Annotated in this window: 15 protein-coding genes and 1 tRNA gene; 7 read left to right on the forward strand and 9 right to left on the reverse strand. The window is 60.9% G+C overall.

Annotated features, from left to right (window positions below; all coding sequences use genetic code 11):
- Window positions 1-987: an adenosylcobinamide-phosphate synthase CbiB gene (gene cbiB / locus KIO74_RS02370; RefSeq protein ID WP_213330177.1), complete on the reverse strand. Its 987-nt coding sequence runs from the start codon at window positions 985-987 to the stop codon at window positions 1-3.
- Window positions 988-1,006: 19 nt separating this feature from the next.
- On the opposite strand from cbiB, the gene cobD reads away from it, so the two are divergent.
- Both cobD and KIO74_RS02380 read left to right on the forward strand, forming a co-directional pair.
- Window positions 1,007-2,023: a threonine-phosphate decarboxylase CobD gene (gene cobD / locus KIO74_RS02375; RefSeq protein WP_213330179.1), complete on the forward strand. Its 1,017-nt coding sequence runs from the start codon at window positions 1,007-1,009 to the stop codon at window positions 2,021-2,023.
- Between the two features lie 75 nt (window positions 2,024-2,098).
- Window positions 2,099-2,185 (forward strand) — tRNA-Leu (locus KIO74_RS02380).
- 74 nt (window positions 2,186-2,259) lie between these two features.
- On the opposite strand, the gene KIO74_RS02385 is transcribed toward KIO74_RS02380, so the two are convergent.
- From KIO74_RS02385 to KIO74_RS02395, 3 genes are all read right to left on the reverse strand, one after another.
- Complete coding sequence (locus KIO74_RS02385) at window positions 2,260-3,246, reverse strand: hypothetical protein (protein WP_213330181.1); 987 nt, start codon at window positions 3,244-3,246, stop codon at window positions 2,260-2,262.
- 153 nt (window positions 3,247-3,399) lie between these two features.
- Entirely contained in the window at window positions 3,400-4,332 is a 933-nt protein-coding gene (pcaD, locus tag KIO74_RS02390; RefSeq protein WP_213330182.1) for a 3-oxoadipate enol-lactonase, read from the reverse strand.
- A gap of 332 nt (window positions 4,333-4,664) precedes the next feature.
- A complete protein-coding gene (locus KIO74_RS02395; RefSeq protein ID WP_213330184.1) occupies window positions 4,665-5,219 on the reverse strand; it encodes a Ros/MucR family transcriptional regulator in 555 nt (184 codons plus the stop codon).
- Window positions 5,220-6,654: 1,435 nt separating this feature from the next.
- Between KIO74_RS02395 and ypfJ the strand changes: the two genes are divergently transcribed.
- A complete protein-coding gene (ypfJ, locus tag KIO74_RS02400; protein WP_213330186.1) occupies window positions 6,655-7,557 on the forward strand; it encodes a KPN_02809 family neutral zinc metallopeptidase in 903 nt (300 codons plus the stop codon).
- A 27-nt stretch (window positions 7,558-7,584) separates the two neighbouring features.
- On the opposite strand, the gene KIO74_RS02405 is transcribed toward ypfJ, so the two are convergent.
- Both KIO74_RS02405 and KIO74_RS02410 read right to left on the reverse strand, forming a co-directional pair.
- Complete coding sequence (locus KIO74_RS02405; protein ID WP_213330188.1) at window positions 7,585-8,775, reverse strand: FAD-dependent monooxygenase; 1,191 nt, start codon at window positions 8,773-8,775, stop codon at window positions 7,585-7,587.
- A gap of 15 nt (window positions 8,776-8,790) precedes the next feature.
- Entirely contained in the window at window positions 8,791-9,051 is a 261-nt protein-coding gene (locus tag KIO74_RS02410) for a zinc-finger domain-containing protein (protein WP_213333983.1), read from the reverse strand.
- 263 nt (window positions 9,052-9,314) lie between these two features.
- Between KIO74_RS02410 and KIO74_RS02415 the strand changes: the two genes are divergently transcribed.
- From KIO74_RS02415 to KIO74_RS02425, 3 genes are all read left to right on the forward strand, one after another.
- Window positions 9,315-10,082, forward strand: coding sequence for an alpha/beta fold hydrolase (locus tag KIO74_RS02415; protein WP_213333985.1), 768 nt, complete (start codon window positions 9,315-9,317; stop codon window positions 10,080-10,082).
- 325 nt (window positions 10,083-10,407) lie between these two features.
- The gene (gene cysE / locus KIO74_RS02420) at window positions 10,408-11,250 is read left to right on the forward strand and encodes a serine O-acetyltransferase (protein ID WP_213330190.1); all 843 of its coding nucleotides are present in this window, start codon (window positions 10,408-10,410) and stop codon (window positions 11,248-11,250) included.
- Between the two features lie 75 nt (window positions 11,251-11,325).
- A complete protein-coding gene (locus KIO74_RS02425; protein ID WP_110375552.1) occupies window positions 11,326-11,538 on the forward strand; it encodes a DUF3126 family protein in 213 nt (70 codons plus the stop codon).
- Between the two features lie 46 nt (window positions 11,539-11,584).
- Here the strand turns inward: KIO74_RS02425 and KIO74_RS02430 are convergent, their stop codons facing one another.
- Window positions 11,585-12,328: a hypothetical protein gene (locus tag KIO74_RS02430; protein WP_213330192.1), complete on the reverse strand. Its 744-nt coding sequence runs from the start codon at window positions 12,326-12,328 to the stop codon at window positions 11,585-11,587.
- A 401-nt stretch (window positions 12,329-12,729) separates the two neighbouring features.
- Here KIO74_RS02430 and KIO74_RS02435 point away from each other — a divergent pair, with 401 nt between their 5' ends.
- The gene (locus KIO74_RS02435; protein WP_213330194.1) at window positions 12,730-13,260 is read left to right on the forward strand and encodes a gamma carbonic anhydrase family protein; all 531 of its coding nucleotides are present in this window, start codon (window positions 12,730-12,732) and stop codon (window positions 13,258-13,260) included.
- Window positions 13,261-13,284: 24 nt separating this feature from the next.
- Here KIO74_RS02435 and KIO74_RS02440 read toward each other — a convergent pair whose 3' ends face one another.
- Window positions 13,285-13,920 (reverse strand): transglutaminase-like cysteine peptidase, encoded by a 636-nt coding sequence (locus KIO74_RS02440; protein ID WP_213330196.1) that lies wholly within the window; start codon window positions 13,918-13,920, stop codon window positions 13,285-13,287.
- Between the two features lie 102 nt (window positions 13,921-14,022).
- Window positions 14,023-14,682, reverse strand: a complete 660-nt coding sequence (locus KIO74_RS02445; protein ID WP_213330198.1) for a transglutaminase-like cysteine peptidase — start codon at window positions 14,680-14,682, stop codon at window positions 14,023-14,025.
- Window positions 14,683-14,756 lie beyond the last annotated feature (74 nt).

The raw sequence follows: 14,756 nt of genomic DNA on the forward strand, positions 1-14,756 counted from the left end.
TCAGAAGAAGAGGACGAACAGCGCGACGATCAAGAGCCATTGCAGGACGCAGGCGTTGCGATAGAGCGTCAGCGCGCGCCGGATGTCCGTTGGCCCGGCCTCCGCGCGGCCGTCGCCCATCCAGTGATCCTGGACCACGTGGCCATGGTAGCTGCGCGGGCCCGCGAGCCTGAGGCCGAGCGCGGCCGCCATCGCGGCCTCCGGCCAGCCGGCATTCGGCGAACGGTGGCGGGGTGCATCGCGTTTCATCGCCTGGAAGATGCCCTGGCGCGCGACATGGGGCGTTATCCAGGTCGCGCCAATCAGCAGACAGCCGGCGAGCCGCGATGCCGGCAGGTTGACGAGGTCATCGAGACGCGCCGATGCCCAGCCGAAGGCATCGTGACGGGGCGTGCGATGACCGATCATGCTGTCCGCCGTATTGATCGCCTTGTAGAGGGCCATGCCCGGCAGGCCGGCGATGACAAGCCACATGCCAGGCGCCACGACGCCATCCGCGTAGTTTTCGGCGAGGCTTTCGATCGCGGCGCGCGCGACGCCCTGTTCATCGAGGCTCTCGGGATCGCGCCCGACGATTTTCGACACAGCCTCCCGGCCGGCCTGCAGCCCGCCCTTGTCAAGGCCATCGGCGACCGCGCGGACATGGGTGTAAAGACTGTGCTGGGCGAGCCCGGTCGAGGCGATGATCGCGAGGACGATGAGACCCGGCAGAACCAGGACCATCGGCAGGTGGTAGACAATGGCCTCAATGAACCAGGCTATCCCGCCAACAACCAGAAGCAGCACGACGAGGGCGACGATGCCCCAGCGCCGCCGCGTTGCGGGCGCGTGTTTTTCCCTGTTGAGGTGCCTGTCGAGCCATGCGATCAGCCTTCCCATCCATGTCACGGGGTGGCCGATGGCATGGTAGAGGCGCTGCGGATAGCCGATGAACGCCTCCAGGGCGAGTGCGACGGCGGCGATGATAAGGGTCGTTTGAAGGTCCATGGTGGAATAAGGCGATAACATGACTGGATACGCAGGAATATCGCCCGTGTTCCACGGCGGCGATCTCGGCCTCGCAAGCCGGACTTTTCCCCAGGCCTGTCTGCCCTGGGTCGATCTTTCGACGGGCATCAATCCCGTATCCTATCCCATCCCGAGGCTTGCCCCCGCCGTCTGGGCCCGGCTGCCGGACGCCGACGCGCTCGATGCGCTGGAGAAGACAGCGGCCTCAGCCTATCGGGCGGCTGCCGGCACGCAGGTGGTCACGGGTCCGGGAAGCCAGGCGCTGATCCAGCGCATTCCGTGGCTCCTGCCGCCGGGGCGTGTGGCTGTGGTGGGGCCGACCTATGGCGGACATGCGCCGGCCTGGACCGCGGCCGGCCACAGCGTCACGGTGGTCTCGTCACTCGCGCAATGTCGCGACGCCGCGGTGGTCGTCGTGACCAACCCGAACAATCCCGACGGGCGCAGCCTGTCGGCCGCGACGCTTGCCGAGGCGGAAGCGCGGCTCGGCCCGCAGGGGCTGCTCGTTATCGACGAAGCCTTCGCCGATGTGATGCCGGATATCAGCTTCGCCGACCGGCTGGCTGAACATCCGCGTGCATTGATCCTGCGGTCCTTCGGCAAGTTCTTCGGGCTCGCCGGCGTGCGGCTTGGCTTCGCGCTGACGGCTGACGCGGCACTCGCGGCGCGGCTGCGCGATCAGCTTGGCGCGTGGCCCGTTTCCGGCGCCGCCATCGCGATTGGGCAGGCCGCGCTTGCCGACGCGGACTGGCAAGCAGCCATGAGGCTGGAACTCGCGGCCGCCTGTGGGCGCCTTGACGATTGGCTCGCGAGGGCAGGGCTCGCAGTGATTGGTGGCACACCGCTGTTCCGCTTCGTGGCGGATGATGCGGCCGAGCGGTGGTATCGGAGGCTCGGGGAACGCGGCATCATCGTGCGGTGTTTTCCTGAAGAGCCACGACATCTCCGCTTCGGCCTTCCAGGACCGGAGCCCGAATGGGAACGCCTTGCGGCGGCACTGGATAGTTGTGCGTGAGGCTTGTCAGGATCAGTCACGCCCTTGCTCTATGGACCTGCGCCGGATAACCCTTCGTAGGTGAGCAACAGCTCGGCGGACGTGGCGAAATCGGTAGACGCAGCAGACTTAAAATCTGCCTCCTGTATAGGAGTACGGGTTCGAGTCCCGTCGTCCGCACCATTATGGATTGAAAAGTACCTCCGTTGAATGGTTGTGGAGTTATCTAACTCTGGCCTTTTGCCAGCCCGAGGTGTTCAGGCCGGCGTTTCAGCGCGTTTGCGTATGCCACGGTGGATCGCGAGATAGTCTCCGAGAGTGCCTGTATACTCATGATGGCCCATATGGGAGACTTTCGCGGTAAGGTCGCACCAGATCTCTCCGCCGCATTCGTTGATCCAGCGATCACAGAAGGCGAAATCTTCACCAATGAATAATCCCGTCTCGTCGATCCGCGTGGAGAACAGATCGTAAAACCGGTTCACGGCGTAGGGGAATTCATCGCTGTCGCCTGCGTGGTATTCGGTGTGTTGATACTTGCGGACCATCGTTTCGAGCACATCGCGCCGCAAGAGCATCAGCCCGGTGCCGATGCGTTTGACGCGCGCGAAGTTGTTGCGCACATCTTTTGGCGGTATCGCGCCGGTCATCACACCCGCGTCCTCGAACACCACGTTCCAGTTCACCGCGGCTTCGTGAAAGGCATTGAGATCGCGTGGCTGCACGGTACGTGTAGGCAGGTTACGATAGCTCTTCGCGACATAGGGCGCTGCAACGAAAGGAACCTCGCAGCGCAGCATGTTCAGGATAGTCCTCGCCTCGAACTTCATGTCCGAATCGACGAAAAGAAGGTGTGTCGCGTCCTTATTCGCCAGGAATTCGCTGACGATCATGTTGCGCGCATGATGGACGATAGCGCATCCACGCATGAAAAAGACACTTGCGGCCGCCTTTCGGTCCCGCAACTGCATGACCGTGTCCATGATGGCTACCGATGTATCGGTGTAGATACGACGATCGTACGCTGGTACGGCAATAAAGAGGCTTGTTCGCTTCATGGAGACCCGGTGAGGTTGACCGACGTCGCAGCCCGCGAATTCTGCGGTTTGTCGGTCATCTAACATTTGTTCCGCTGGATACTCAAATATTTCCCAGCATATGGCCGGCGATGTTCTGGACGGATAATTCGGATACCACGTTGCGGAATTTTGTTTTTCCGGCACGGATCGTTGCGCTGGATGCATGCGTGAACAGGAGCCGTATGCGCCAGCGGCACATATGCTGGCACAATTGGCGCTCTGATCCAGAGCCAGGATTCACTCCTGGCCTGCAATTCTCGGACACGTGCGCATCCACCGCGCGCTAAGCCGGCTGCTTCGGCAAGAAGAGATTGGCGATCACTTGTTGTCGCGTCTGATGCGGTCCAGCAGGAAATCGAGAAGATGGTGCGTAAACACCTCGGGTTGTTCGACATTGGCGATATGGGCGGCGTTCTCGATAATCGCCAGACGCGCATCCGGTATCGCTTTCGCGATGACTTCCGCGCCGGCCACCGGTGTTGTGGGATCCTGGCGGCCGACCAGAACAAGTGTGGGAGCTGTGATCAAGGGAAGGTGATCCGTCAGATCGAGCGCCATCAACGCGTGGCAGCAGCCTATGAAACCTTGCGGTTGCGTGGCGCGAATCATGCCGCGCACCCAATCCATCACCACAGGATTGGCGCGCCTAAAAGGCTCCGTGAACCATCGCCGTATGGTGGGTTCGACAAGGGGCTCCAGGCCATCCACACCGCTCGCAGCATCGATACGGCCCTGCCACATTGGGCGGTGTTCATCACCATAGGAGCTGAGCGTATCGGCCAGCACGAGGCTTTCGATATATTCGGGATAGGCAATGGCTAGTTGCTGACCGATCATGCCGCCCATCGACAGGCCGACGAAATGGGTATGTGTGATGCCGAGGGTGTCCAACAGGTTGCGTATGTCCTCAGCGAGTGTGGCGATATCAGGTATCTGGGACGGCATGGATGATCCACCATGCCCACGTACGTCATAGCGTAGTACGCGGAAATGCTCGCTGAGCGCAGCCATTTGTGGCCGCCACATGTCAAGATGAGCGGCAAGGGAGTGACTGAGCGTAACAACTGGCGCTGCTTCCGGTCCTTCGAGATGGGCGTTGATACGAAGGTCCTCAACTTGAATATGCATGACGAATGGTCCGTCTTCTCCATCTTCCGAGCCCGGAAGAAATGTACGGTGAATAACGCATCTTCGAAAGGGAGGTCCGACGGTCGTGGATCGATCTTGGACGGACAACCGCGCTATCGCCATCGGCGCTGGTGCTGGAAAGCTGAATAATCATACGATCCCAACGTAGAGAGGTGCGGATCGATTGTAGCGTTGCCAGTAATCAGGAGATCAATGCGTGTTGACGAAATCACAGTGTTGAGCTGCGGTGCGCCCGCAGATCCTTCCTTCTTATGAGGAACAGTGGGTGACAGTTGCCGGTCAGCCTGTGCTGGTCTCCGTAGCAACAAAAAAGCCTGTCCCGGATCACCGGGACAGGCTTTTGAAGGGAACCAGTCCACCACTTCTTGATCCGGACGCTATAATTATGCTGCCGGACCTCATGAATTCCGATAGGCGGAATGAATACCGTGGTGTTACGCCTTAGCGGCGGCCTTCTTACGCGGAGCAGCCTTGCGCTTTGCCGGGGCGGCTGCCTTGACTTCCGCGGCGGGCTCGGCCGCCGCAGCTTTGGCTTTGCGCCCTGATGACTTGGCCGCCGGAGCGGGTTCCGGGGACTTGCGGCGCTGCTGGCCGAGACCCATGGTCTTTGCGAGCTCCGAACGTGCCGCGGCATAGTTGGGAGCAACCATCGGATAGTCAGCGGGCAGGCCCCACTTCTGGCGATACTCCTCAGGCGTCATGTCATAACGCGTACGCAGGTGGCGCTTGAGGGATTTAAACTTCTTGCCGTCCTCAAGGCAGACAATGAAATCTGCTGTAACGGACTTCTTGATGGGAACAGCTGGCTGCGGCTTGGAAGCGGGCTCTTCCGTCGGTGCGCCGAGGCGCTGCAGTGCGGTATGGATATTGGCGATAAGGCCAGGAAGTTCGCCAACAGCTACACTATTGTTGGCGACATAGGCCGCGACGATTTCTGCGGCGAGTTCGACAGATGCGACACGATCCGCAGTTTCAGAAGATGTTGTCATGGGAACCTCTCGCGTACGAGTAATCACTTTCAATTTTGATCGCTTATTCGATTATTTCAAACTAATCAACTATGGATGTGGCGAAAAGTGGTCGAAGGCATGATAAAAATATGCGATGCACTGAACTGTAAGTGCTCATCATGGGCCATCTTCCCCTTTTTCTTGGCATTCATGCTGTTTTCGAAGGTTGCGCTTATGGCTCCGCCTGCAACTGCTTTTTGGGGTGCCTGTTTCAGAAATTGCATCGCGAAAAAGGCAATCCACTCACGTGACCAGTTCTGGTGATTTATATATTCGATCAATGTGATCTTGTATACTCTTGACGTATATGTATAGAGCGATTTTGTCGCGATTGGTGAATTTTTGTTGGCCTTTTTGCTCTGCTTCGCGTTTGTTTTGGTGAAAGATCGTCAGGGTATCGGGACGCCTGCCTTTATGCTACGCGCTCTCACGGGCTGCATGGAGCCGTGCCCTCTCTCTCGCGCATTGCTATGATTATTCTTTATCCCATTGTTTCATAAGGGAATTCTTGAGGCTTCGGCGATCTCTGGGCTTTCGATGTTTGCCGTCTCGACATTCGGATGCGTGGCCGTGAAAAGCGCCTGTCTCGGAAGTCGGTAATGCAACACTGCTGTCGGTTCGTTGTGTTGTCCGGGTGGAATGGCATGCTGAATGCGGGTGGGCTGCACGCGTTTCATTGCCGGATATTGGGAGTTGGCTGGATTGCGGAGAAAAGCGCCATTCGAGCTGTCGATGTCATGGCGATCTGTATGGCCGTCTGCTTTGCCCGCATGTTGTGTGGACGAAGGAAGGTCTGATGTTCGTCACAGGTTTGGGTACCGGGTTGTGTTTGCGATATTCCAATAAATATTACTTATTATCGTTGGCTTTCATGGGCCCCGGACGGTTGCATGCTTGTCCACAATTTCGGTGGATATTCGTCCCGCATTCATGGTCTCACCCGCGTCGCCGCGCCCGGGAGGAATTTAGCCAATAGGCATCTCGCGAATCAGTAAGCCATCTTCGCGAAGAACATGCGTTTAGACGTCTGAGCTGGATTAGTACTCAAGGGATCGCGGCTCTTGATACCGGAGGATGAACCCTTCCTGTTACCACATCTCCGACGTTGCTTCTGACGCAGGGCTCGGGAAGCGGAACAGTGACGCATGCGGTGGTTCGCGCCTTTCCGCATCTGTATTTGACCAGTGATGCTCCTCTCATTTTCCCGACGCTCGTTCCTTTCGCTGGATGTCCTGGCGAGCCGCTTCATCGCGGTCTGCTTCAGTGGCCTCCATATTTATCGGTGGCGTGAGGGTGTTTTCCGGGAACTTTTCCCTTATGCGATCGTCTTGACCGTGCGATGGCGAGGGGCGGTCTTCGTGCCGACCTATGCTAAGATCGGCTACTTCGTGCTGGCCTTGGAAGGGCAAGAGCAATGCGTTGGGATGATTTTCGGCGGTCCGACAATGTGGAGGATCGTCGTGGTGGGGGTGGTGGTGGATTTCGGATCCCGACGGGGGGGCGTGGCGGCCGGTTGGGCATCGGAACCATCGTCGTGCTCGGTCTGCTCGGCTGGGCCTTGGGTATCGATCCGCGCCTTCTGATCACCGGGGCGGAGATGCTGTCAGGTGGTGGGGGCGGGTATTCGGAACCCGCGCCGCAACAGACGGGTCGTTCTGGCCAGCCGCAGGACAGGGAGGGGCAATTTGCCTCGGCCATTCTGGGCAATACCGAAGATGTCTGGAAGGTTGTCCTGCCGCAGCAGGTTGGCGTCAATTATCAGGCGCCGCGCATGGTGCTGTTTTCCGGGATCACGCGGTCCGGTTGCGGCACGGCGCAATCGGCGACGGGGCCGTTCTACTGCCCGCTTGACCGCTCGGTTTATATCGATCTCGATTTCTTCCGCGAGATGCGGGCACGCTTCAATGTGAGCGGCGACTTCGCCTATGCCTATGTGCTTGCCCATGAAGTGGGCCATCATGTCGAGAATTTGCTGGGTATCTTACCCAAGGTGCAGGAAGCACAGCGTCAGTCTTCCCCCGCGCAGGCCAATCAATTGTCGGTGCGCGTCGAGCTCATGGCCGATTGCCTGGCCGGCGTTTGGGCAAGTCATAGTGATGCGAAATACCGCTCCCTCGAGCCGGGCGATGTGGAAGCGGCCATGAATGCCGCGAGCGCCATCGGCGATGATCGCCTCCAGAAGTCCTCGCAGGGCTATGTCGTCCCTGAGAGCTTTACCCATGGGTCATCGGAACAGCGGGTGCGCTGGTTCACCACCGGCTTGAAGTCAGGCAAGGTGGAAGCGTGCAATACGATGAGCAGCGGTACGCGGCTGTAAATCGAACGGGCTCGGCGGCCACCCGGTCTACTGAGGCGTCCAGCCGTAGAGCCAGTCGTAGCGGGCCAGGAACCCCTCCGCGCCGAGGCGCTTCATCGCCACGTTGCGTGCCAGGGCGAGCGGCCAGCGCATGTGATAGATGGATCCGTTGCGGCGCGCCTCGTTCTGGACGCGTGCCGCCCGCGCCTTACGGATGTCCTCGAAGGTGGCAAGGGTGCTGGACGTGACAGCCATCTCGCCAGGCTCGGGCACGACGAGTTGCGCGAGAATGGCGGCATCCTCTATGGCGAGCGCGCCGCCCTGCGCGAGGAATGGCAGGACGGGATGGGCGGCGTCGCCTATGAGGACCGCGTTGCCATGGCTCCAGCGCGGTAGGGGCGGTAGATCATGCAGCGGCCACAGTAACCATCGCGGCACCGCCTCGATGAGCTTGCGCAGATTGCTGTCGCAACCGCGCATCCGTCGTTTGAGTTCAGCGGGATCGCCCGGCTTGGCGTTGCCGTCGATGGTCGTCTTGCTGGCGATGATCGCCACAACGTTCAGTTCGCGGCCGCCCGCCACGGGATAATGGACGACATGAGCGTCGCGACCGAGCCACAGGCGGGATTGCTTGCCTCTGAGTTCAGTGGGGACGTCAGTGATCGGCAGGGTCGCGCGCCACGCTATATAGCCTCGGAATTCGGGTATCGCCGGCGCTATCGTCTCGCGCACCCTCGACCAAAGGCCATCAGCGCCTATCACGAGGGGCGTGTCGAGCGTTTCCTGGCCGCGATCGCCAGTCACGCTGACGGCCGCCCCCAGCGGGCCTTCATGAATATCGACAGCCTTCCGGCCGATACGCAGGCGAATATGGGGCGTGGAGCGCGCGGCATCGAGCAGCACCGTGTGCAGATCGCTGCGCAGGACGACCCAATAAGGCGCCCCATGGCGATTGCGCATGGCGCGCCCGAGAGGCATCGCGGCCAGTTGCCGGCCGCTGCCCATGGCGTGGACGGTGAGCTGTTCGGGCTCGACGGCGCGCCGGCCGACGGCCGAGCCGAGCCCGAGGTCCATGAGCACGCGGCTGGCGTTGGGGGACAGCTGGATGCCGGCCCCGGGCTCCGTGAGGACCGTGCGCTGTTCCACAACGGTGACACCAACGCCGCGGCGCGCAAGGGCCAGGGCGACGGTGAGACCGCCGATGCCGCCACCGACGACGATGGGATCGGCGTTCATCATTGATCGATGCGATTCCTAACCGGCGGCTGCGACGGTCGCGCGATCGTTCCAGAGACTGTCTTCAGGAACGCAGGCTGTCCCGGCCAGATCGCCGCGGTAGCGATAGAGCGTCGAGCAGTAGCCGCAGACAGCTTCCTTGTCGTCCCCCATATCGATGAAGATATGGGGGTGGTCGAAGGGGGGCAGCGCGCCAATGCACATGAACTCCTTGGCGCCGACTTCAATCACACGGACGCCGCGCGTATTGTGGAAATGAGGGATGCTCTTGTCAGCCATCGTCGCTATCCAAACTGCGGCGGCGGTCGTCGCCTTACTGAATCGGCCGGCACCATAGTCGCTATCGCGGGTGCCGCCAACCGTCTCCTTGGTTTCATTGTCGCGTCGGATCGTCTCGGTCCGGTCGTGGCTGTCGAGATCGGGTGAATGGGCCAAGACTTCGTGCGCAGACCGTGCCCTGCCGGGAATTAAGGCTTGGAGGCCGCCGGTGAATGGGCAATTGTGCGGGCCTGTCAGCCTCCATCACGCATATGGTCGTTTCCATGCAGAGCTTTTCGTCCGCAGGCGTTCGCATCGCCTTTGTTGACCTGCCGCCCGCCGAAGGGCGGGGCGATCCCGTCATTCTCGTTCACGGCTTTGCCTCGAACCACGCGGTGAACTGGTTAAACACGTCCTGGGCGAATACGTTGGGACGCGCCGGCTACCGTGTCATCGCGCTCGACAACCGCGGCCACGGGGCAAGCGAGAAGCTCTATGATCCAGCCGCTTATGGTTCGCACATCATGGCCGACGACGTGCGCCGCCTCATGGACCATCTCGCGATCGAGCGCGCCGACGTCCTTGGTTACTCCATGGGCGCCCGCATCACGGCTCATCTCGCTCTTGCCAATCCCGAGCGGGTGCGATCGGCGGTTTTCGGCGGGCTAGGCATTCACCTCATCGAGGGGGTGGGGCTGCCGATCGGTATCGCTGATGCCATGGAGGTGCCCTCGCTCGATGACCTCACGGATCCCATGCAGCGCATGTTCCGGGCCTTCGCGGAGCAGACGAAAAGCGATCTGAGGGCGCTGGCCGCTTGTATCCGCGGCTCCCGCCAGACCTTGAGCCGCGACGATGTGGCGCGCATAGCCGTTCCGACACTTGTCGCGGTCGGCACCAAGGACGATGTCGCGGGCTCCGGGCCGGCCTTAGCCGCGCTGTTGCCGCAAGGCCGCGCGCTCGACATTCCTGGGCGTGACCACAATCTTGCCGTTGGCGACAAGGTTCACAAGGCAGGCGTGATAGCCTTTCTCGCGGAAGGCCGAGACTGATGAAATTCCAGTAATTCATCGATATTTCAGGGCTTTGCACTCAGGATCTGACAAAATGATTCTGGCCAGGGTGCGCTGTCCCACACGGCCCTGGCTAATGCCATCTCTGCTTCTGATTCATCAGAAGCCGTCAAGCATCTGCCAGGATAGGGCTTTCTAGGAGTGGCGCGGCTGTTGTATGTGACTCGCCGCGCTTGCTATTGTTAATCCCGTCGGGAATGCGCATCTGCGATGTAGGTGTTAGGGCGGGTCGGTTGCCATGGCTTCCAGCGGAAGATACGCGATCGTTACCCGGGCTCGCCAGTCCGGCTCACGGAGAGACTTGATGTCGTATCGCAGCCAGATCAGAGCTGACAGTGCCCAGCGCCGGGGAGTCGAACTGCTCGATCCATTGTGGTCGCAAATTCGACGTGAAGCCGAAGGCATCATCGCGCGTGAGAGCGAGATGGCGAGCCTGATCGTCAGTGTGATCCTGAATCATGAGACGCTCGAATCCGCGATCTCTCATCGCATCGCCGGGCGTCTGGCACATCCGGCGCTTCCCGCCGACCTCATCAGCCAGGCGTTCCGCGAAGCCATCAGCCACGATCCGACGATCGCTGAGGCGATGCGCGCGGACATTCTCGCCGTGGCGGACCGCGATCCAGCCTGCACCCGCATGATCGAGCCCGTTCTTTATTTCAAGGGCTTCCACGCGATCGAGACCCATCGCCTGGCCCATTGGCTCTGGCATGAGGAACGGCGGGATTTCGCCCTTTATCTGCAGAGCCGGTCGTCCGAGGTGTTCCAGACGGACATCAATCCGGCTGCGCGCATCGGCAAGGGGATCTTTCTCGACCACGCAACAGGCCTTGTGATTGGCGCTACCGCCGTCGTGGAAGATAATGTGTCGATGTTGCAGGACGTCACCCTGGGCGGTACGGGCAAGGAGCAGGGCGATCGCCATCCCAAGATCAGGCATGGGGTGCTTATCGGTGCTGGCGCCAAGATCCTCGGCAATATCGAGGTCGGGCATTGCGCCCGTGTCGCGGCCGGGTCTGTGGTACTTCAGCCCGTCCCGCCCAACACCACGGTCGCAGGCGTGCCGGCCCGGGTTGTCGGAACGGCGGGCTGTGCGGAGCCGGCGCGGCGTATGGACCAGATTTTAGCGGACAAAGGCACCGATTGAGTCAGTCCTTCTTGCTCTCCGGGTTCATGCGTGGCAAGGCGGTGACCTGGATCGTCGAGCTTTAGAGGCCATAGGATGGACAAGACCGAACTCGCGAAGATCGAGCGTTTTCTGCGCCGCACTTTCGCCAATCAATCCATCAGGGTCGTTGCACGCCCTCGCAAGACGGATTCCGCCGAGGTCTATGTGGGTGAGGAGTTCCTAGGCGTGCTGTTCCTCGACGATGAGGATGGCGACAAGTCCTACAGCTTCCAGATGGCGATCCTGGACGCCGATCTGGAGGACTGAAGGCGGGAAGCTTCTCTCAGGGGTTGCATACCTGCCGGCCGCTCTTTCACTGGGGAAGGCGGGTTTGTCCGTGGATCAGGGTTGATACGATCCGCGTGACTCCGTCGGCGAGATGCGGCCATTCGCTCAGTCTGCTTGGACTGAAGCGGACCACGGCATCCAACATGCCGATATGCAGGGTCGTCGTGCACAGGTCCGTTGGCGAGTTCTTCTGTGTGCCGGCCTTCTGGGGGCACCGCGCGAAGAAGGCTTCGCCATTCGTCGTGGTGAAGCCTTCCGAGGTCACGAGCAGGCGTTCGTTGTCGTAACGCGAGCCGGCCTTGAAGCTGTAGGCGATCAGCCCCGCGGGGCCGGGCTCCGCTTTCGCGTCAATGAAACGGCTGTACACTCTGTTCAGGCGTTCGATGGGCGCCGAGAGGGGATCGGCGGCTCCTACCGAAATCAGTACAGAACGATCGAGCAAGCGGCTGTTCGCGGCATTGTCTTCCTGCGGGACAGCCAGATTGCGTGGCCAGTCGATGATGAGTTCGAGCCGCTCTATCCGCCCCGCATGGGCGATCGGCGCGCGCAGCCACTCGCGGGGGGCGGTCAGCGCCGTATTCCCTATTTGGTAGTGGAGTACATTCGGCGGGGGCTTTGGCTTGGCGGCGGCGAGCGCGAGGGCAATGCCGGTGGCTGCCGCCAATCCCGCTATGGTTACGGCCATGAAGGCGAGCACGGTGCGGTCGGCGGAGCGTCGCCTTTGCGTTGGAGCATGCAGAAGCGCCGCGAAAATGGCCGCCTTCGCCATGGTGACATCTCCGCCTGTGGCGCGAGCCCACAGATCGCGGAACTCATGATTAGCCATCATTTGCTCTGATGCTTAATGTTTCCTTGATAGGGAATGTTCTCGCTTCTCCTGCCGGAGAATGCCGGCGTGCGCGATCCCACCACTCCGGGTCCGGCAACGCGCGACGCAATCATGCTGGTTCGCGCTTGCGGAATTATTAAGCAGATCTTTGCAAATCTCCGATTGTAAGAGCAGGCACCAGCCGTGTTTCAGAGGCGGCCCTCGGAAGATCACCGGACTGCACAACGTATTGGGCCGGCTCTGATTTCCCTGAAGCCGCTTCACACGGCTAGTTCCAATGCTCTAAGTTTCAGTGATCGTCCCATCCCGGCTAGCGGGCGGGCACAAGCGGGAGGGCAGAGATGCCGCTTTATCAACTAGGACAAAAAGAGCCGCAGCTGCCGCCCCCCGACCGCTTCTGGGTGGCGCCCGACGCACAGGTTATTGGCGATGTCGTCTTGGGACGCGATGTCGGCATATGGTTCGGCGCGGTGCTGCGCGGCGACAATGAGGCGATCACCATTGGCGCGGGCAGCAATATCCAGGAATTGTCCGTGCTTCACACCGATATCGGCTTCCCTCTCGAGATCGGGGAGGGGTGCACGATCGGGCATCGTGCGATCCTGCATGGCTGCCGGATCGGGCCGAACAGCCTGATTGGCATGGGAGCGATCGTCCTGAATGGCGCAAGGATCGGCGCGAACTGCCTTGTCGGTGCCGGCGCACTCGTCACGGAAGGTAAGGAATTCCCGGACGGCAGTCTCATCGTCGGCTCGCCGGCCCGTGTTGTGCGGGCGCTCGATGAAGCCGCGATCGAGCGGCTGCGCCTATCGGCGGTCGGCTATCAGCGCAACTGGAAACGCTTTGCGACGGACCTCAATCCGATCGATTAACGATCTCAGCACGCGGCTCGCCTCTTAGCGAGCCGCAGTTGCTGTCGTGCTGTCCGGCGCGCCGAGGGCGACCCACAGGTTGGGATTGGTGGCGGACTGGCGCTTGAGATACTTGTAGCCAGTGGCGGTCCAGGGAAGGATCTGCTGGCGCTTATTGTCGAGAACGAGATCGCCGATATCGGTGCGGACCGTCAGCACCGCATGGCCCTCGTCTTCCATGTCGCGAACGACGGTAACGAGCAGGGCTTCGCGCGGCAGACCGGCCTTGATCAGGCGGCGGCGCTTCTCCAGGACATAGTCCTCGCAGTCGCCCTTGCCATCCGTGGGGTAGTCCCAGGACTCCACGACACCCCAGTGATCCATGTCGCTGACAGGCTCGATCTCCTTGTTGACCTTGGCATTGATGCCAAGCATGAGGTTCCAGCTGCGCGGGGTGATCATCACTTCCTTCGCCTGGCCGTCAGCCACGTCACAGTCCGCGCTGTTCTTGCGGCAGAAGTCGGCCCAGCCGAGCGGGGCACGGGCGTTGCCCATCTCGAGGGCGATGGGGGTGATGGGAAAGTTGGGCAGTGCGGCTTGACGGCTCTGTGCCATGGCTTGCGACGTCGCAGCGGCGCAAAGGGACGCGAAGAACGCCACGACGCGAAGAGAGAACGCCATACTACAGTTTCCCAACTCGATAACGCTTCATTTACTCTTTCACGGCCGTGGCGTTGGAACAAGATGTGTTAACGCGCGTTAACCCTCTTTGTAATTATTTTGTTAATTTGAGGGCGGAAGCGTGGCCGTTGCCGCATTCCCCTCTTGCGCGCCAAAGGCCACCCAGCCTGTTTCTCCCTGGCTTTCACGCTTGATGAACCGGTAGCCGGTCGCGCTCCAGGGGAGGATGGCGTCGCGCTTGTTGTCGAGGACGAAATCCCCGCGATCGGTGCGCACCATCAGCACGGCGTGGCCGGCATTGGCTTCATCCAGCACAACGGTGATGAGAAGCGCGCGACGCGGCAGGCCTGCCGCGACAAGCTGCTTGCGCTTTTCGAGGACGTAATCCTCGCAATCACCGACGCCGTCGTCCGGAAAATCCCAGGACTCGACCAAACCCCAGTGCTGGATGTCGGGCATGGGACGGATCGCGGCGTTAATGCGCCGATTAATGGCGGCTATTTCGCTCCAACGTGCCTGTGACAGCATGATCTTCGCTGGCTCGGCGCGGTCGGTCGTACACTCGGACGGGTGGCGTTTGCAGAAGTCTATCCAGCCGACAGGCGCGCGCGTTTCGTCTGTGGTCGGTGCGGGATTGCTCGCGGAGGGAAGCGACGCGTGCCGTTCGATTGGAAGCGCGGGCTGAGAGATCAAGCTCGCCAGCATGGCGGCAACGGGGAGCTGCAGGGAACGAGATTTGGCTCGGTCCAGTATCCGGATCATGGCTCGTCCTCCACATTAGTGAACGACAAGTATTTTCCGCAATTTATTGCACTCAATGAAAAATGATAGCGCGG

It is taken from the genome of Chelatococcus sp. HY11 (genome assembly GCF_018398335.1).
Classification (GTDB): Bacteria; Pseudomonadota; Alphaproteobacteria; order Rhizobiales; family Beijerinckiaceae; genus Chelatococcus.